The 16,935-nt window shown below is 67.6% G+C and carries 15 protein-coding genes and 1 riboswitch; of the genes, 7 read left to right on the top strand and 8 right to left on the bottom strand.

Annotation, left to right across the window (positions count from 1 at the left end):
• The first annotated feature begins 1 nt into the window (after nucleotide 1).
• On the top strand, nucleotides 2-1,105 hold the full coding sequence (locus tag LDO14_RS03505) for a glycosyltransferase family 4 protein (protein WP_223993814.1): 1,104 nt from the start codon (nucleotides 2-4) through the stop codon (nucleotides 1,103-1,105).
• On the opposite strand, the gene tadA is transcribed toward LDO14_RS03505, so the two are convergent.
• Nucleotides 1,102-1,608 (bottom strand): tRNA adenosine(34) deaminase TadA, encoded by a 507-nt coding sequence (gene tadA, locus LDO14_RS03510; protein WP_134165856.1) that lies wholly within the window; start codon nucleotides 1,606-1,608, stop codon nucleotides 1,102-1,104. The genes LDO14_RS03505 and tadA overlap by 4 nt on opposite strands.
• A gap of 55 nt (nucleotides 1,609-1,663) precedes the next feature.
• On the opposite strand from tadA, the gene LDO14_RS03515 reads away from it, so the two are divergent.
• The 3 genes from LDO14_RS03515 (at nucleotide 1,664) to LDO14_RS03525 (ending at nucleotide 3,602) form a co-directional block, all read left to right on the top strand.
• Nucleotides 1,664-2,467: a phosphatase PAP2 family protein gene (locus LDO14_RS03515; RefSeq protein ID WP_043425400.1), complete on the top strand. Its 804-nt coding sequence runs from the start codon at nucleotides 1,664-1,666 to the stop codon at nucleotides 2,465-2,467.
• 12 nt (nucleotides 2,468-2,479) lie between these two features.
• Complete coding sequence (upp, locus tag LDO14_RS03520) at nucleotides 2,480-3,115, top strand: uracil phosphoribosyltransferase (protein ID WP_018771241.1); 636 nt, start codon at nucleotides 2,480-2,482, stop codon at nucleotides 3,113-3,115.
• 61 nt (nucleotides 3,116-3,176) lie between these two features.
• Complete coding sequence (locus LDO14_RS03525) at nucleotides 3,177-3,602, top strand: VOC family protein (protein ID WP_223993820.1); 426 nt, start codon at nucleotides 3,177-3,179, stop codon at nucleotides 3,600-3,602.
• Nucleotides 3,603-3,689: 87 nt separating this feature from the next.
• Here LDO14_RS03525 and LDO14_RS03530 read toward each other — a convergent pair whose 3' ends face one another.
• The 6 genes from LDO14_RS03530 to LDO14_RS03555 form a co-directional block, all read right to left on the bottom strand.
• Entirely contained in the window at nucleotides 3,690-4,403 is a 714-nt protein-coding gene (locus LDO14_RS03530; protein ID WP_223993822.1) for a hypothetical protein, read from the bottom strand.
• Between the two features lie 5 nt (nucleotides 4,404-4,408).
• Nucleotides 4,409-4,569: riboswitch (cyclic di-AMP (ydaO/yuaA leader) on the bottom strand.
• Between the two features lie 207 nt (nucleotides 4,570-4,776).
• Nucleotides 4,777-6,840 carry a glycosyltransferase family 39 protein gene (locus LDO14_RS03535; protein ID WP_223993824.1) on the bottom strand — a complete coding sequence of 688 codons (2,064 nt, stop codon included), beginning with the start codon at nucleotides 6,838-6,840 and terminating at the stop codon, nucleotides 4,777-4,779.
• Nucleotides 6,841-6,846: 6 nt separating this feature from the next.
• Nucleotides 6,847-8,985 (bottom strand): glycosyltransferase family 39 protein, encoded by a 2,139-nt coding sequence (locus LDO14_RS03540; RefSeq protein ID WP_223993826.1) that lies wholly within the window; start codon nucleotides 8,983-8,985, stop codon nucleotides 6,847-6,849.
• Entirely contained in the window at nucleotides 8,982-10,328 is a 1,347-nt protein-coding gene (locus LDO14_RS03545; protein WP_223993828.1) for a bifunctional glycosyltransferase family 2/GtrA family protein, read from the bottom strand. Before LDO14_RS03545 ends, LDO14_RS03540 begins: the two co-directional genes overlap by 4 nt.
• A 155-nt stretch (nucleotides 10,329-10,483) precedes the next feature.
• On the bottom strand, nucleotides 10,484-11,959 hold the full coding sequence (locus LDO14_RS03550; protein ID WP_018771235.1) for a HAMP domain-containing sensor histidine kinase: 1,476 nt from the start codon (nucleotides 11,957-11,959) through the stop codon (nucleotides 10,484-10,486).
• Nucleotides 11,960-11,972: 13 nt separating this feature from the next.
• On the bottom strand, nucleotides 11,973-12,713 hold the full coding sequence (locus LDO14_RS03555) for a response regulator transcription factor (RefSeq protein WP_018771234.1): 741 nt from the start codon (nucleotides 12,711-12,713) through the stop codon (nucleotides 11,973-11,975).
• A 226-nt stretch (nucleotides 12,714-12,939) separates the two neighbouring features.
• Here LDO14_RS03555 and LDO14_RS03560 point away from each other — a divergent pair, with 226 nt between their 5' ends.
• The 3 genes from LDO14_RS03560 (at nucleotide 12,940) to LDO14_RS03570 (ending at nucleotide 15,952) form a co-directional block, all read left to right on the top strand.
• Nucleotides 12,940-13,908, top strand: a complete 969-nt coding sequence (locus LDO14_RS03560) for a hypothetical protein (RefSeq protein ID WP_223993830.1) — start codon at nucleotides 12,940-12,942, stop codon at nucleotides 13,906-13,908.
• 568 nt (nucleotides 13,909-14,476) lie between these two features.
• Complete coding sequence (locus LDO14_RS03565) at nucleotides 14,477-15,343, top strand: winged helix-turn-helix domain-containing protein (protein ID WP_018771233.1); 867 nt, start codon at nucleotides 14,477-14,479, stop codon at nucleotides 15,341-15,343.
• Between the two features lie 81 nt (nucleotides 15,344-15,424).
• A complete protein-coding gene (locus tag LDO14_RS03570; protein ID WP_026266065.1) occupies nucleotides 15,425-15,952 on the top strand; it encodes a histidine phosphatase family protein in 528 nt (175 codons plus the stop codon).
• Nucleotides 15,953-15,976: 24 nt separating this feature from the next.
• Here the strand turns inward: LDO14_RS03570 and LDO14_RS03575 are convergent, their stop codons facing one another.
• Nucleotides 15,977-16,906: a LysR family transcriptional regulator gene (locus LDO14_RS03575; protein ID WP_223995109.1), complete on the bottom strand. Its 930-nt coding sequence runs from the start codon at nucleotides 16,904-16,906 to the stop codon at nucleotides 15,977-15,979.
• Nucleotides 16,907-16,935 lie beyond the last annotated feature (29 nt).

Consider the following 16,935-nt stretch of genomic DNA (forward strand, 5'->3'; position numbering starts at 1 on the left):
AATGCGTCCCATCCGGCTGCTGGTTCCCGGCAATATCCGCCACAGCTCAGGCGGCAACGTCTACAACGCGCGCCTGGTTGCGGGCCTGCAGGAACGGGGCGCGGAGGTGGAGGTGGTTGCCGTGGAGGGCAACTGGCCGGACGCCGGCGCCAAGGAACGACGCCGGCTGGCCACCCTCCTCGGAGCATGGGAACCTGAGGCACACCACGGGGAAGCAGTGGCCATCGTGGACGGCCTGGTGGCGGTAGGTGCCCCGGATGAACTCGAATACGCCGCGAAGGCGGGCGGGGAAACATGGGTCCTGGTGCATATGCCCGTTGAGGAAAGCTCCGGGGCCGCAGCCCTGGAACGCGAAGCGAGAGCCCTCCGTGCGGCAACCGGCGTGATCTGCACCAGCACGTCATCTGCATCCCTCCTCCTGGAAAGGGGGCTTTCCCGGGTCACCGTTGTCCTTCCCGGCGTCAACCCCGCACCCCTGGCCCAGGGATCCAGGCCGCCGCACGTGGCGGTCATCGCCGCGCTGCTGCCAAACAAGGACCAGTTGCTGTCCGTGCATGCCCTGGCCCGGATCCAGGACCTTGAATGGACTGCGTCGTTCGTGGGCTCCGAGCAGGCGGACCCGGACTACGCACGGGAGGTCCGGGCTGCCATTACTGCCCACGGGCTCCAGCGGCGGGTGCAGCTCACCGGCGAGCTCATTGGCGAAGCCCTGGAGGCCGAATGGGCGCGGACGGACCTGACCCTGCTGGTGTCGCGGCTGGAGGCTTTCGGCATGGCCGTCACCGAATCCCTGGCCCACGGCATTCCTGTTCTGGTCCGTGCCGGGACCGGGGCGGTGGAGGCGCTTGGCATGGGCGGGCTGGGAACGGCCGACGGCGACCCCCGCCTTCCGGGGGCAGTGCTTACCCTTCCAGACGGCGGACAGGAGAGTCCCGGCCGCCTGGCCAATGCCCTGCGGGGTTGGCTGGTGGATGGAAAGACCCGGGAAAAATGGCGTTCAGCCGCGCTTGATGCGCGGACCAGGCTGCCGGGATGGAGCGAAACAGCGCAGGACGTGCTGGCCCTCCTGGAGGGACCCGGCGGACACGGGGAGCGGCAGGGCTAGAGGCTGCTCCGGTGGGCGGCGAAAAATTCGCGCAGCAGTAAAGCGCACTCTTCCCCGCGGACCCCGGGATACACCTCAACCCAGTGGTTCAGCCGGCGCTCGCGGAGGATATCGAATACCGATCCCGCAGCGCCGGCCTTCTCATCCCAGGCCCCGAACACAACCCGGGGAATCCTCGCCAGGACGATCGCGCCCGCACACATGGCGCAGGGTTCCAGGGTGACCACCAGCGTGCAGTCGGACAAGCGCCACCCGTCGCCCTGGCCGCCGCCGAGCCGTGCCCGTTCCCGCAGCCGTCCGGCCGCCTCCCTGATGGCCACCACCTCGGCGTGGGCTGTGGGGTCGCCCAGCTCCTCCCGCTGGTTGCGTCCCGAACCCAGAACGTCGCCGTCGGGCCCTATCACTACGGCGCCGATGGGCACGTCCTCCGTGTCGAGCGCACGGCGGGCCTCCGCCAGGGCAAGGCCCATCCAGGCCTCGTGTTTCTTTTCGGGCAAGGGCATGGCTCAATGATAGTTTCGGGGTTAGTCAGGTTACTTGCCGATGCCGGGAGGCACCATGGACACTCTTCGGGACCGATTGGGTATTTGGTTCAAACCCTATGCGGCGTTGATCCTCACCATCCTTGTGGGCGGTGTGGTCATCGTGTCCCTGGCGCTGCTTGGGGCAGAGGTCTACGACGATGTGGTGGACTCCGCTGGCCTGGCCAACCTGGACAAGCCTGCCCTTGCCTTTGCCGAAGGCCTCCGCAGCCCCGGCCTTGACTCCTTTGTCACCGGTTTCACCAACATCGGCGGCGGCATCGGGATGCCCATCCTGGCCAGCATCCTCACCGCGTGGTTGACCTTCCTGAGCCGGAACTGGCGTCCGCTGGTCCTGATCGGCGGTGCAGCGGCAGCGTCCGTCACCGCTACCACGTTCGGCAAGAAGCTGGTGGGCCGTACCCGGCCCGACCATGCGGACGCCGTCCCCCCTTACGAGGATTCGCCATCCTTCCCCAGCGGACACACCCTGAATACCACCGTGGTGATCAGTCTGGTGATCTACCTCATCTGCCTTCAGTTCCACACCATGCGGGTCCGGGTTACCGCCATCACCGCCGGCTCGATCTTCATCATCGCCATGGGCCTGAGCCGGGTCTTCCTGGGCCACCACTGGCTCACGGACGTTATGGCCGGCTGGATCCTGGGCCTGGCCTGGGTGGCAATCGTTATCCTGGCCCACCGGCTGTTCCACCTGGTCCGAAGGCGCGAGCACGCAGGGGCAGCGCCGTCGTTCGACCGTCCCATCGTCCGGGACGTGGTGGCCGAGGAACTGCACGACGGCGAACACTCCGGACGCGGGAAGGGCAGCGCCGAGTGATAGTTTTGGGGGATGCGCACTCTCGTTGTTGACCACCCCCTGGTCGCCCACAAGCTCACTGTCCTGAGGGACAAGAACACGCCGTCGCCGGTCTTCCGCCAGCTGACGGAAGAGCTGGTGACCCTGCTGGCCTACGAAGCCACTCGGGAGGTCCGCACCGAGCCCGTCACCATCGAGACGCCCGTCAGCACCACCGTCGGCACCGCCTTCACCAAGCCCACCCCGCTGGTGGTTCCCATCCTGCGCGCCGGCCTGGGAATGCTGGAAGGCATGACCAAGCTGGTTCCCACCGCTGAAGTGGGTTTCCTGGGCATGGCCCGGGACGAGGAGACACTGGACATCATCACCTACGCGGAGCGCCTGCCGGAGGACCTCACCGGCCGCCAGGTTTTCGTCCTGGACCCCATGCTGGCCACGGGCGGAACCCTGCGCGAAGCCATCAAGTTCCTGTTCAAGCGCGGCGCTTCCGATGTCACCTGCATCTGCCTGCTGGCCGCCCCCGAGGGCCTGGCGCGGCTGGAGGAGGAACTGTCAGGGGCCAACGTGCACATCGTCCTGGCCTCCATCGACGAGAAGCTCAACGAGAAGTCCTACATTGTCCCCGGGCTGGGCGACGCCGGCGACCGCCTCTACGGCATCGCCGGGTAGCACTTCGGCCCTGTTTGAACGGGCTCTTTCCCAACGGGTGTCCCGCCGCTAGCCTGTGCGGATGGACTGGAAACTCGAGCTTGTCTTTGTCCCCGTATCCGACGTTGACCGTGCCAAGGACTTCTACGTCAACAAAGTGGGCTTTAACGCCGACTACGACGAGCGGCCGTCGGACTCCATCCGCTTTGTGCAGTTGACGCCGCCGGGCTCGGCCTGCTCCATCTGCATCGGCGAAGGACTCGTCGACGCCCCGCCCGGCACGGGCTCCAACCTGCAGATGGTGGTCGACGACATCAATGCGGCGCATGACCAGCTCAAGAGCAACGGCGTGGATGTCAGCGATGTGGACGTCCAGGACTGGGGCCACTTTGTGTACTTCGCCGATCCGGACGGAAACAAGTGGGCTGTCCAGTACATCCCGTGGCGGAACGCCGGGCAGGGCGCTGGCGGGAACACCGGACAGGGCGCCGGACCGGGCGCTGGTTAACCAAATCGGCGGCCCGCATCATGATGATGCGGCCCGCCGCTTTGGTGCAGTCCCCCCGGCATCGCTGCCGCCGGGGGGGAGGAGTGCCTAGTACCAGTTGTGGGCCAGGTGGAAGTTCAGGGCACCACAGGGCGACTGGTAGCTCTTTTTGATGTAGTCCAGGCCCCAGTTGATCTGCGTGCGGTAGTTGGTGAGGTAGTCCGCGCCGGCGCTTGCCATCTTCTCAGCGGGCAGGGACTGGACGATGCCGTATGCCCCGCTGCTGGAATTGGTGGCCGTGGTGGTCCAGTCGGACTCCTTGGTCCACAGCGTCTGCAGGCACTGCATCTGGTCCGGTCCCCAGCCAAACACCCCCAGCTGGCTGGCGGCGTACGCCTGGGCGCCTGCAGGATCGTTAACCGCGACGGCGCGAGCCGGCTCAGGTGCGGGGGCGGGCTCAGGCGCCGGGGCCGGGGCAGGCGCTGCGGGTGCTGCCGGTGCCGCTGCGGGGGCCGGTTCAGCTGCCTGCGGTGCCACGCTGATGGCAGCGGGCGCGGGGCTTGCTGCCGGGTTGGAGCGGATCTCGCTCTTCTCGATGCTCATTTGAGCGTCTGACGCCGTCGTGGAAGGGTTGGACGCGGTGGATGACACCGGAGTCATGCTGCTGGTGGCCTGTCCTGCCGCGCCAACCCCCACCAGCACCGCGCACGATGCTGCAAGGACAGCGGCGCGCTGGCCCAGGGTGGTCTTCTTGGCCTGCTGCGCGGCCCTGTGTTTAGCCTTGGCCTGCAGCAGGCGTGCTTCTGCCGTGTTTTTGGACATGATTGATCGCCTCTCACACCTGCGGAGTTAGCTGTCGGGTTCGGATGAGGGCATCCGGCCATACGGAAAGATCACGTACTGGCTTAACCCCAAGGGCATTCAATGCCCGGGACGGTGGGTCCCCCGCCTCTGCCGTAGCTCAATCGGAATCCGGGGAAGCGGCAGAGCTTGGCGTCGACCCGGGATATGCGGCCCGAACGGGGGCCGCACCCAATCGACGCTACAGGAAGTGCACGCGAAAGTCACATTTAGGTAACGGAAGTCACGATCCTCAGCGCGTTGATTTGCCGGATTCCCCGTTCGTAACCTCGGTCCCATTGGGGTATGGCCGCCCCATTTCATGAGCGCAGCGCGCCGACCGTTACAGTTCCCGTTACCCAGCCAACAGGTAGACGGTGGTGCCGCCAATGCTCTGCGCCGTGAAGTTGTTCGCCACCCACTGGGCGATCTGGGCGGCAGCGTCCGAACCGGTACTGGCCCGGATGGTTCCGCCTGTGATGAAGTAGTGGATCTTTCCCTGGGACACCAGATCCTGGAACTCCGCCAAGGTAGGGGCGGGATCTGTGCCGTTGAACCCACCCACCGCCATGACCGGCAGTTCCGTTGCCAACTGGTAACCGGCAGCGTTGTTCGAACCCACCACTGCCGCTGCCCAGGTGTAGCCTGAGGCGCCATTCCTGAGTGCTGCCACGAGTTCCGCGGACGGCGTTGGGGCGCCCAAGAGGCCTCCCAAGGCTCCGCCTCCGCGACCACTTGCAGCAGCGGTTCCGCCGGGAAGTGTTCCTCCGGGCGCGCCCTGCTGGCGGGCCGTGTTTCCCTGGGTTGCTGGCTGCCTGGTGCTGCCTGTCCCGGTCCCGCCAAGGCCGGTCCGGCCAGGGCCCGTCCCGCCAGGGGCGAAGCCCGACGAGGGCCCGGCACTGACGATCGCCCCGCTGTGCGTTGTCGACGCCGTGGAAAGGGAGTACGCCAGCGGCCCGGTGAGCGACGCCGCAATGGCGAGCGCCGCCGTCGTCCGCTGCACGGCACGCCAGCGCAGGAACCTGCCGAACGCCACGCCCGCTGCGGCCGCCAAGCCTCCGGAAAGGACCAGCCAACGCAGCCACGCGCCGTAGGCGGACGTGGTGCCCAGCAGCTGGAAGGCCATCAGGGCGGCCGCGGCCACCGCTGCGGCCAGCAGGAGTGCGGCGGGTGGCTGCTGCCGGTGCTGCCACAGGAGGACCGTGCCCAGCCCCGCAAGCCCGGCGATCCCCGGCGCCAGCGCCACGGCGTAGTAAGGGTGGATGATGCCGGCCATGAAGCTGAAGACCAGGCCCGTCACCAGCACCCACGAGCCCCAGATGATGACGGCGGCGCGCACCGCATCGGTCCGCGGGGCCCGCCGGCCCAACCACAGCAGGCCCGCCGCAAGGATCAGGGCGGACGGCAGCAGCCACGCGATCTGGCCGCCGAACTCGCTGTTGAACATCCGGAGCAGCCCGGGATCTCCCCAGCCGTTGCCGCCGCCCACACTGCCGGTCTCGTCGCCCGTCAGCCGGCCCAGCCCGTTGTAACCCAGCGTGAGCTCCAGGATGGAGTTGTTTTGCGATCCGCCGATGTAGGGACGCAGGCCGGCCGGCGTCAGCTCCACCGCCAGGAGCCACCACCCGGCGGAGGCCACCATGGCCGCTCCCGCCGCGGCCAGCCGGAGCAGGCGCCGCGGGAGACTGTGCGGGCCTGCCAGCGCGTAGGCGATTGCGAATCCCGGAACCACCAGCAGGACCTGCAGCTGCTTGGCCAGGAAGCCGAAGCCCAGGAACACTCCGGCAAGCAGGAGCCAGCGCAACCGGTCCTCCTGGACTGCACGGAGGACCGCGTAGGCGGCTGCCGTCATGAGCAGCACCAGCAGGGCGTCCGGGTTGTTGAAGCGGAACATCAGCGTGGCAACGGGGGTGAGGGCCAGGACGGCCGCGGCGATCAGTCCTGCGCGGTGCGCCAGGCGTGGATCGGCCGTGGCAGGCGACGCGGCCCGCCGTACGGCCAGGTAAAGCAGCCAGGCGGTGCCGACGCCCATCAGTGCCTGGGGGACCAGGATGCTCCAGGAACTGAGGCCGAAGATCCGGACGGACAACCCCATGATCCACAACGACGCCGGCGGCTTGTCCACCGTGATGGCGTTGGCCGCGTCGGAAGAGCCGAAAAACCAGGCCGTCCAGTCCTGCGATCCGGCCTGGGCCGCGGCGGAATAGAACGCGTTGGCCCAGCCGGATGCTCCAAGGTTCCACAAGTACAGCACGGCGGTCCCGGCCAGCACCGCTGCCAGTTCCAGCCCCCGCCGGAGCGCCCGCGGGTCCGGCCGGTAGCAGGCCGGGACAGGATGATGCGCGGCGGCAGGAGCGCCGGCAGGGTGTCCGGTGTGGACCGACGCAGTGTGGACGGACGCTGGGTAGTGGCTGGCCATGGAGTCCTACTTGGTGAGTTGGTACACGGTGGAGTTGCCTACGGTCTGGGCCTGGAAGTTGGCCTGGACCCAGGCGGCCACCTCGGAATTGCCGCGACCACCCATGCCGCCGCCACCCATGCCACCGCCTTGGATGAAGTAGCCGATCTCGCCCTTGGCCACCATGTCCTGGAACTCGGCGAGCGTGGGGTAGGGGTCACCGCCGTTCCAACCGCCCAGGGCAATGACGTTGGTGTTCGTGGCGAGTTCCAGGCTGGCTGCCTGGCTGGCGCCGGAGACGATCGCGGACCACTTCGTGGTGGTGGCCTTCAGGAGTGCCGCCACCGCCGCATCTGCGGATCCTTCGCCCGGGCCGCCGGCGCCCCCGGCACCCCCGGCACCTCCGGGGCCGGCTGCGCCGTCGAGGCCGCCGAAGGGATCGAGTCCACCCGCGCCCTTGGCAGCGTCAGTGGCGGCCTCCCTGCCGTCAGCCCGTGCGCCGCCGAATCCAGCGGCACGGTTGCCGAAGCCACCCGCGGACGAACCCGCCGGGCCCGACGTCGGAATGGAACCGGAGTGGGCGGAAGCAGCGGTAGCGAGGGTCCACCCCGCTGTCCCAAGACCGCCGGCCAGGAGGGATACGACGACGACGGCGGCCGCACCGGCCCGGCGGAACCGTCCGGAGGCGCCCAGTTTCGAGGTGCCCGGTTTTGAGGTGCCCAGTGCGTCGAGGCGGAGGAGGATTGCGGCGGCGGCGAGGACGCCGAGCACGATGATGGCGACCCGCAGCCAGGGGAGCCACGACGTGTCGCGGCCCAGCAGGACTGCCGACCACACAGAGGTGCCGGCGACGGTCACGGCGAGGACGATCCGGGCCGGCCAGTAGCTTCGGCCACGCCAGAGCTCCACTGCGCCTATGCCCACCAGCGCTGCGATCGCCGGCGCCAGTGCCACCGAGTAGTAGGGATGGACAATGCCGCTCATGAAGCTGAAGACACCTCCGGTGACCACGAGCCAGCCGCCCCACAGGATCAGGGCCGCGCGGCCCGGGGAGGTGCGTACTTCCCGGCGCGTGAACCAGAGGCCTGCCACCAGCAGGACCAGGGCGGCGGGCAGAAGCCACGAGACCTCACCGCCAAAGCTGGTCCCGAACATCCGCAGCAGCCCGGCCGCCCCGCCGAATCCGGCGTTGCCGCCGCCGAAGCCGCCTCCGGGACCGCCGGCAGCACCCCCGGCCCCGCCGGGCATGCCCTCGCCGGAACCGGTGAGACGGGCCAGTCCGTTGTACCCGAACGTCAGTTCAAGGAAGCTGTTGGTGCTGGACCCTGCCATGTACGGCCGCTCCGAGGCCGGCGTCAGCTGGAACAGGGCGATGTAGCTGCCGGCAACCACGACGATTCCGCCCAGCGCGCCAAGCAGATGCACCAGCCGGCGCCCCACCGGCGTGGGTGCGGCCCACAGATAGGCCAGTCCCAGAGCGGGAACAATCAGGAAGCCCTGCAGCATCTTGGTCAGGAAGGCCAGGCCAACCACGGCACCGGCGGCCACCAGCCACTTCCAACCCGCCCTCTCAATGGCGCGGGTGGTGAAGTAGGCGGCGAGCACCAGGCACAGGGTGAGCATGGCGTCCGGGTTGTTGAACTTGAACATGAGCGCAGCCACCGGCGTCAGCGCCAGGGCAGCGCCGGCCAGCAGGCCTGCGGCAGGTCCCGAGACGCGTTTGACGGCCAAGTAGAGGAACCCGACGGCGGCCACCCCCATGAGTGCTTCCGGCACCAGCATGCTCAGTGGTGAAAAACCGAAGATGCGCCCTGCGAGGGCGGGGATCCAGAGTGCTGCCGGCGGCTTGTCCACCGTGATGGCGTTCCCTGCGTCCAGCGAGCCGAAAAGGAACGCCGTCCAGTCCTTGGTGCCGGCCTGGATGGCGGCTGCATAGAAGGAGTTGCCGTAGCCGGTTGCTGCCAGGTTCCACAGATACAGGATCGCCGTGGCTGCCAGGAGCCCCGCGGCGGAAGGCCTCACCCAGCGGGGCTGCGCACCGAAGGCGTAGCGGGTCCAGCGGGGTGCCGTATCGGCCGCCCCGGGGGAGGAGGCAGCGTGGCCGGATGGCGACGGCTGCCGGCCGGCGGGTGAGCCGGCGTCCGCCGGCGAAATGGTGGAGGTCATGATGCTGCCGTTTCTGTCGAAGTGGGGGCGTCTTTCGTGGTCCGGTTGCCGTGGTTGCCGCGGAACACCCAGAGCCGGAACAGCAGGAACCGGACCGCCGTGGCTGCCAGGTTCGCCGCCACAACGGTGAGGACTTCCACCCACCGGTCAGGCGTCGTCGTCCGGTGTACAAAGGCGAGTGCTCCGGAGGTGAGCAGCAGGCCGATGCCGAACACGATCAGCCCTTCGAAGTGGTGCCGGACCGGGTTGCCGCCCTGGATGCCGAACGTGAAGCGCCTGTTGGCGCCAGTGTTGGCCACGGCGGTGATCAGCAGTGCAAGGAAGTTGGCCAACTGCGGGTCCATGAATCCCCGGCAGAACACGAAGATCAGCAGGTACGCAAGGGTTGAGGCGGCGCCAATCGCGGCGAACCGGACCAGCTGGCCGAAAAGGCTGCTGCCGCGTGTCTGCTCACCGGACCGCGAGGACGCCGGGATCGGACCCCGTGCCAGGGCTGCGCGCAGTTCCGGGACCGGGATGCGACCGTAGACCAAGTCGCGGGTGAGGCGGGCCATTCCCCTCACGTCGGCCAGTGCTGTGCGTACCACGTCCACGCTGGAATCGGGATCGTCGATCCAGTCAACGGGGACCTCATGGACACGCAGGCCGCAGCGTTCGGCGAGGACCAAAAGCTCGGTGTCGAAGAACCAGGAGTTGTCCACGGTGTAGGGCAGGATCTGCTGGGCGACGTCGGCGCGGATGGCTTTGAACCCGCACTGCGCGTCGCTGAAGCGCGCGCCCATGAACGAGTGCAGCATCATGTTGTAGCTGCGTGAGATGAACTCCCGCTTGGGCCCGCGGACGACGCGGGAGTTGCGGGTCAGCCGGGTGCCGATGGCGAGGTCCGAATGCCCGGAAATCAGGGGCGCCAGCAGCGGCGGCAGGGCGGCGAGGTCGGTGGAAAGGTCCACGTCCATGTAGGCCAGCACCGGTGACGGGGAGGCCAGCCACACTTTGCGCAGGGCGTTGCCGCGGCCCTTCTCGTCCAGGTGGACCGCCACGAGCTCAGGGAACTCCCGGGCCAGCCGCTCGGCGATCTTCAGGGTTCCATCCGTGCTGGCGTTGTCCGCCACGGTGATCCGGAAGCTGTGCGGAAAGGTATCCAGCAGGTGCCCGTGGAGCCGGCGGAGGCATTCCTCAAGGTCCCGTTCCTCGTTGAAAACGGGGATGGTCACGTCAAGGACCGGAACGGTGGTACGGGTGTCCACGGGTGCGCGCCGTACGGCATGTCCGCGGGAAGGAAGGCCCGCCGGCGCCACCGCGGCGTCCGGCAGGGTTCCTGAAGTGGAGTCGGTGAGCGTCATGCATCAAGAGTGGCGCCGCCGGATTTGAGGGCTTTAGGCGCAACCTGTGATGTGCCTGTGTAACTGGCGCTGTGCAAACGGCGCTGTGCAACTGGCGCAGTGCAGTTGGCGCGGGCTTGGCCTTCAGTGGCCACCGCCCTGTGCGTGTGTGGCGGTCAGGCGGCGGCGGGTCCGGGCACGGGAAGGCGGACCGCAAACTCGGTCCTGCCTGGCCGGGACACCAGTTCCACCGTGCCCCCGTGGGCCATGACGATGGATTCGACGATGGACAGGCCCAGGCCCGACGAGCCTTCTGAGCCTGAGCGGGCGGCGTCGGCCCGGGTGAAGCGCGAAAAGATGTTGCCCTGGAATTCGGCGGGGATGCCGGGCCCGTCGTCGGTAACCGTCACCACCACGCTCCCATCGGCCGAGCGCATCAACCCGGTGGTTACGGTGGTGCCGGCCGGTGTGTGCTTCCGGGCGTTGGACAGCAGGTTGGCCAGCACCTGGTGCAGCTGGGTGGCATCCCCGCGGACCGTGACGGGCTCGTCGGGCAGCGTCAGCTGCCACGTGTGGTCCGGGGCCATGACCTTTTCATCGCTGACGGTTTCCACCACCAGCTGGGTAAGGTCCACATCGGTGGTTTCGGTTGCCTTGCCCTCATCAAGCCTGGCCAGCAGGAGCAGGTCCTCCACCAGCGCGGTCATGCGCTCGGACTGGCTTTGGACGCGGCCCAGTGACTTCCGGCCGTCCTCGGTAAAGGTCTCGGTCATGCGCATCAGCTCGGTGTACCCGCGGATGGCGGTCAGGGGCGTCCTGAGCTCATGGGAAGCGTCCGCAACGAACTGGCGCACCTTCATCTCGCTGCGCTGCCGGGCTTCCAGGGCGCTGGAGACGTTGTCCAGCATCAGGTTCAGGGCATGGCCCACGCTGCCCACCTCGGTGGTGGGATGCGCTGCGGACGGCGGTACGCGCACGGCAAGCGCCACCTCGCCGGCGTCGAGGGGCAGTTTGGAGACCTTGGTGGCGACGTCGGACAGCTGTTCCAGCGGACGCATGGTCCGGCGGATCAAGGCAGTGCCCGCAAGCCCGATCACGACCAGGCCGCCCAGTGACACCAGCACCATCGTGAGCACCAGCGAGGCCTCGGTGCTTTGTTTCGTTGCCAGCGGCAGGCCGGTGATCACCACGTCGCCGTAAGGGGTGGCCGTGGCCATCAGCCGGTAATCGCCGTTGGACAGCTTGCGGTCCACGGGAAGGCCATTGCGGGGCAACGCCTGCAGGGTGGCCACATCGGCGGAAGTCAGCGCCGTGCGGGTGGCATCGGAAGACAGGAAGCCCGCCTCCCGGCTGACCTGGCCGCCCACCACCCGTGCGTTGAGCGTCCCCACACTCTGGCCCCGGGCATCGAGGGGGTCCGGTCGGCCGGACGGGTTGCCCTCCGGCGGCCGTCCGCGGGAGGCCAGCATCAGCTGCGAGTCCAGCTGGTTGGTCAGGACCACATCCATGGAGGCGTAGCTGACCACGCCGATGGCGCTGGAGATGGCCACCAGGAGCGCCATGGAGAGCAGGATCAGGCGGGTGCGGAGGTGCCAGGTGGACGGGTTGAACCAGGACCGGCCGGTGGGCCGGGGGACACCGGAAAGAGACACGCGTATCCTTTGGCTAGTCTGCGGGCTTGATGACGTAGCCTGCTCCGCGCACGGTGTGGATCATCGGCGGATGGTTGGCTTCGATCTTCTTGCGCAGGTAGGAAATGTACAGTTCCACGATGTTCGCCTGGCCGCCGAAGTCGTAATCCCAGACGTGGTCCAGGATCTGGGCCTTGCTGACCACGCGCTTGGGGTTTTCCATCAGGTACCGGAGGAGCTCGAACTGTGTTGCCGTCAGCTGGATCCCTTCCCCGGCACGGGTGACTTCACGGGTGTCCACATTGAGCACCAGGTCGCCGACCACCAGTTCGGCAGTGTCCATGGCGGCCACGCCGGAACGCTGCACCAGCCGGTGCAGGCGCAGCAGGACTTCCTCCATGCTGAAGGGCTTGGTGACGTAGTCGTCCCCGCCGGCGGCCAGTCCCACAATGCGGTCCTGGACGTCGTCTTTGGCCGTCAGGAAGAGCGCAGGCACCTCCGGCGCAAAGGCGCGGATCCTGCCCAACAGCTCCACGCCGTCGAACCCCGGCAGCATGACGTCCAGCACCAGGACATCCGGGTGGAAGTCCTTGGCGAGCTTGACGGCAGTGGGACCGTCCGCTGCCACGGCCACAGACCAGCCCGCCATGCGCAGGCCCATGCTCATGAGCTCGGACAGGCTCGGCTCGTCATCCACCACCAGGGCACGGATCGGCGACCCATCCGGGTGGGTGAGCTGGGGAAGGTTGTTGGTCATGGAGTGCGGGGATGCCATGGGACAACTCTCCGATCTGTCGGTTTGCCGACGCTTTGCCGTTGCTGTGCTCCAGCTGTGAGGTCCAGCCTAGCCACCTGAACCCAACGCAAGCTCTGCCTTGGGGATGCGGCCCCGAAGGTCACAGGCAGGCTTGGCCTGCCGCACAGCCGCCGCACAGCATGGCGGCAGACCCTGTTGGAACAACAGCATCACCACCATCAGTTTCAACTTCTTGGAGAAAGCCATGGATCAGCAAGACGACCGCGCCGTCCCCGGGGCATCGGGGCAACCCGGCGCCTCAGGACACACGCCCCAGCCGGCTCCAATCTGGGGCGGGGCAGCCGACGGCACCGACCGGGACGGGGCAGCCACAGGATGGGGTGTCCCCGCAGGCAGTACCAGCGGCCGCGGGGAGCCGGCCCGGTCACCCCAGGGGCAGCCTGTGCAGGGTTGGGGGTCGTCCGCTTCCGCTGCGCCTTCCGCAGGCTGGGGAACGACGGCGGCACCTGGCCAGGTGCCAAACGCCGGCGGTGGGTGGGGCGCGCCGCAGCCGTACGCCTCCGGCACGTCTTCCCGTTCCGGTAAAGGAAACTGGACCGCGAAGAAAGGCCTGTTGGTAGGCGGCGTGGCGGTGGTTGTGGGCGCCGCGGCCGGTGCCGGCGCCTACGCTGACGGAAACGGTGCCACTGCGGCGTCCGCGAACAACGGCCAGGGCACAGGTGCCGCGGGCCAGTTGGGCCCGGGAGGACAAAGCGGCATGACCGGACAGGGCGGCATGATGGGCCCCGGCGGCCAAAGCGGCTTGGACGGCGGAATGGGCATGGACGGCGGCCCCGGTGGCCTGGGGATGGGAGCGGCCGGCCTGAACGCTGCCGTCCACTCCGAATACGTGGTCCTCCAGGATTCGACCTACGTGACCATGGCGGGCCAGACAGGCACGGTCACGGAGGTTTCCGCGACCTCCCTGACTGTCAAGAGCGGGGACGGCTTCTCCCGTACTTATGCGGTCGGTTCCGGCGTGCAGGTCACGCAGGGAATGCGGCAGCGGGGCAGTGCATCCACCAGCAGCACGCTCAGCATGTCCAACGTGACCACGGGAGCGGGCGTCCGGGTGACGGCCGTGAAGGATTCGGACACCTACACCGCCCAGACCATCCAGCTGGCAACATCCGGCACGGCAACCACTCCGGGCTCCGGAGCAAGCAGTAACTGACACGCCAAGACGAACGGGGCGAACCATGTGGGGCCGGGCACCCGACGGTCCCGCGGCAAAAAAATTCTGGAGGAGAGGGAATGTCGGCTGGACAGGAGAGGGGCCTGTCCAGCCGATTCTATGTCAAACGGTTGAATTTCAGAGAGATTCGGTCAAATCTGATTCGAGCGAATAATGTTCTGCAAACTGGTAGATAGAAGGCCGTTCACCGGATAAGCATCAAAAATAAATCCCTCTTCCGAAATAGTGATCTACCGCACAATCCTGCGTTTCGTCTCACAATGCGGACGATTTGGTCCATTGTTACTTGCAAGTTGGCATTGTTACGCTGCACACTTCCAATGTGAACAAGAACTCAACAGCACCTGCAGCCGCAGAATATTGGCCCAGCACATCCGCTGCTGCCGACATGCGCTGTTGTCGAATGCACGCCTGACCTTCCCACCCAACGAAGTTCTTAGGCATTCGCCCCCAAGCCCAGCGTCGGGCGCCCATCCCCGGTTCCTGTGACGGGGAAGCCAGCATTCGAGCCGCGAAAACGGCCATTTCACATTGAGGTAAGCATTTCATGTCAGTTGCATCCGGATACGTCCACATCTCAGTCCGTAACGCCGCCAAGGCAGGCCAGCCCTCCGGCCTTCGTCCCGGTTTCGGCCCGCGCCCGGCACTCGCTCCCTCCACTCCCGGAAGCAGCTTCCCCGGCCAGGGTTTCGCCCCGCAGGGATACAACCCCAACTCATACGGGCAGCTCCGCGCCGTACATCCCGCAGACTCCGCGCCGGTGACCGCTCCCACCCCAGTCGTGGCCGGCGCCAACCAGGTCCGCCCTGTCGCCAACGAGAACGTCGCCCGCGGATTCGTCCTCTACATGGGCATCGACGAGGAGACCGCGGCAGCAGCCGGAACCTCCATCGCCAAGCTCGCGCAGGAAATCCGCGCATACGCCCAGTCGCTGGTCTCCGGCGCCGAAAGCTACGCCGCCGTCGCAGTAGCCCCGGCCGGCACCCCCGGTTCCGCTCTCGACGTCGTCCGTTCCACCTTCGGCGACCCCACCGTGAACTCCCGCCAGCGCTCGGAAACCCCGCGCCCTGCCCAGCCGCAGGAACCGCGCCCCTCCGGCGTGCTCATCGACCTCGCCCGCCGCGAAGTCCACCTCGACGGCGAATCCCTGAACCTGACGTTCAAGGAGTTCGAACTCCTCAACTACCTCGTCGAAAACGGAACCCGCACCGTGGGCCGTGACGAACTGCTCGAAGGTCTCTGGCGCAACGCCGAAGAGGTTCCCAACGAGCGCACCATCGACGTCCACATCCGCCGCCTCCGCTCCAAACTGGGCCGCCTCGCCAACACCGTCCGCACCGTCCGCGGCCAGGGCTACCGGTTCTACGAGCACCCGGAAGTTGTTGTCTGGGCCGCTCCGGAGTACTCGATCTAGTTCCTCTGTACGGGAGGCGCCCGCCCTCTGGGGATCCTCGTGTCACTGTGGGCATGCTTTTGCTGGGGCTAGGCTTGGGCCATGAGTTCGCACCATGTCCGACGCCTTGTGATCATGCGCCACGCCAAGGCCGACTGGCCCGGCGGGGTGGCCGACCATGAGCGGCCGCTCGAGGAGCGCGGGCACCGGGAGGCGCCGCTGGCCGGCCGCTGGCTGCTCAAGCACAACATCGTCCCGGACTTCATCCTGTGCTCCAGCGCGCTGCGCACGCGGCAGACCTGCACCTGGGTCTGCTCCGAACTCGGCGACAAAGCGCCGACGCCCAAGCTGGAAGACGGCCTGTATGCGGCCTCGGCCCTCCGGATGCTCACCGTGGTCAACCACGTGCCGGACACCGTGACCACCCTGATGGTGATCGCGCACCTGCCCGGCGTGCAGGACCTGGCCATGCACCTCGCCTCACGCGACTCCGACCACGACGCCTACATGGACGCCGCCACCCGCTTTCCCACCAATGCGCTTACGGTCCTGGAGACGGAGAAAACGTGGGCGGAACTCGATGGGCAGGATGCCCGGATCACCCGCTTCAAGGTGCCCCGGGCCCACTAGCCCCAGCCTCACCAGCTCCCGGGCTCACTGGCTCCCAGCCTCACCGGCTCCTGGCCCATCCGCCGCGATGCCGCGCAGCAGCGCCGCGACGTGCCTGATGCCCGGACTGGCCGTCATGGTCCTGCGATGGACCAGCCCCACCTGCCGCGCCTGGACCGGATTGACCACTGGAATTGCGACGACGTCCGGAGGCAGCGCCGGGCGTCCCAGCCGGGGCACCAGTGCAACCGCCACGCCCTGCTCCACGAAAGCGATGTGCGTGGCAAAATCCGGATCGTAAACCCTGATGTCCGGAACCCGGCCCAGGTCGGCGAAGATCCGCAGGAGCGCTTCATTGCAGATCGCGCCGGCCGGCGTACTGATCCAGCGCTCGTCGACAAGCTGGGCAGGGTCAACTTCCGCCCTAAGCGCGAGTGGATGCCCGCGGTGGACCAGGACATCGGCCACGTCCTCGCACAGCCACTCCAGCGCCAGGTGCTCAGGGATCACCAGCGGCACGGAGTTCCAGTTGTGCACCAGGCCCAGGTCGGCTTCGCCGTTGGCTACCCTGGCCACGGCCTCGCGCGGGTCCTCCGCCAGGACGGAAATGTCGAGCGCCACCCCCGACTGCCCAACCTGGGCCAGCAGAGGCCCCACCAGTCCACGGCAGGCAGTGGAAAACGAAACGATGCGGAGGCTGCCGCTGGGCTTCGCCGGGTCTGCCAGCAGCGTGGACTCCAACTCCTCGAGCTCTGCCAGGATGCGCCGCCCATAAGCTGCCAGGGCCAGCCCCCGCTCGGTGAGCAGAACCCCGCGGCCCCGGCGTTCCAGGACAGCGAAGCCGCCCTCTTTCTCCAACTTCTTCACCTGCTGGGACACGGCGGACGGGCTGAATCCCATGGCTTCCGCCGCCGCAATAACCGTCCCATGCTGCTCGATTGCCGCAAGGGCGCGCAGCGACCCGATGTCGATCATGAAGAAAACGTACACGATCCAGTGCTGAA

The sequence above is a fragment of the Arthrobacter sp. NicSoilB11 genome (assembly GCF_019977375.1).
Taxonomy (GTDB): domain Bacteria; phylum Actinomycetota; class Actinomycetes; order Actinomycetales; family Micrococcaceae; genus Arthrobacter.

Coding starts and splice junctions, on each gene's coding strand:
- LDO14_RS03560 (WP_223993830.1), top strand. CDS start 12,940: ATGGATCAGCAAGACGACCGCGCCGTCCCCGGGGCATCGGGGCAACCC.
- LDO14_RS03515 (WP_043425400.1), top strand. CDS start 1,664: ATGGACACTCTTCGGGACCGATTGGGTATTTGGTTCAAACCCTATGCG.
- LDO14_RS03565 (WP_018771233.1), top strand. CDS start 14,477: ATGTCAGTTGCATCCGGATACGTCCACATCTCAGTCCGTAACGCCGCC.
- LDO14_RS03530 (WP_223993822.1), bottom strand. CDS start 4,403: ATGTCCAAAAACACGGCAGAAGCACGCCTGCTGCAGGCCAAGGCTAAA.
- upp (WP_018771241.1), top strand. CDS start 2,480: ATGCGCACTCTCGTTGTTGACCACCCCCTGGTCGCCCACAAGCTCACT.
- LDO14_RS03535 (WP_223993824.1), bottom strand. CDS start 6,840: ATGGCCAGCCACTACCCAGCGTCCGTCCACACTGCGTCGGTCCACACC.
- LDO14_RS03540 (WP_223993826.1), bottom strand. CDS start 8,985: ATGACCTCCACCATTTCGCCGGCGGACGCCGGCTCACCCGCCGGCCGG.
- LDO14_RS03570 (WP_026266065.1), top strand. CDS start 15,425: ATGAGTTCGCACCATGTCCGACGCCTTGTGATCATGCGCCACGCCAAG.
- LDO14_RS03525 (WP_223993820.1), top strand. CDS start 3,177: ATGGACTGGAAACTCGAGCTTGTCTTTGTCCCCGTATCCGACGTTGAC.
- LDO14_RS03575 (WP_223995109.1), bottom strand. CDS start 16,906: ATGATCGACATCGGGTCGCTGCGCGCCCTTGCGGCAATCGAGCAGCAT.
- tadA (WP_134165856.1), bottom strand. CDS start 1,608: ATGCCCTTGCCCGAAAAGAAACACGAGGCCTGGATGGGCCTTGCCCTG.
- LDO14_RS03555 (WP_018771234.1), bottom strand. CDS start 12,713: ATGGCATCCCCGCACTCCATGACCAACAACCTTCCCCAGCTCACCCAC.
- LDO14_RS03545 (WP_223993828.1), bottom strand. CDS start 10,328: ATGACGCTCACCGACTCCACTTCAGGAACCCTGCCGGACGCCGCGGTG.
- LDO14_RS03505 (WP_223993814.1), top strand. CDS start 2: ATGCGTCCCATCCGGCTGCTGGTTCCCGGCAATATCCGCCACAGCTCA.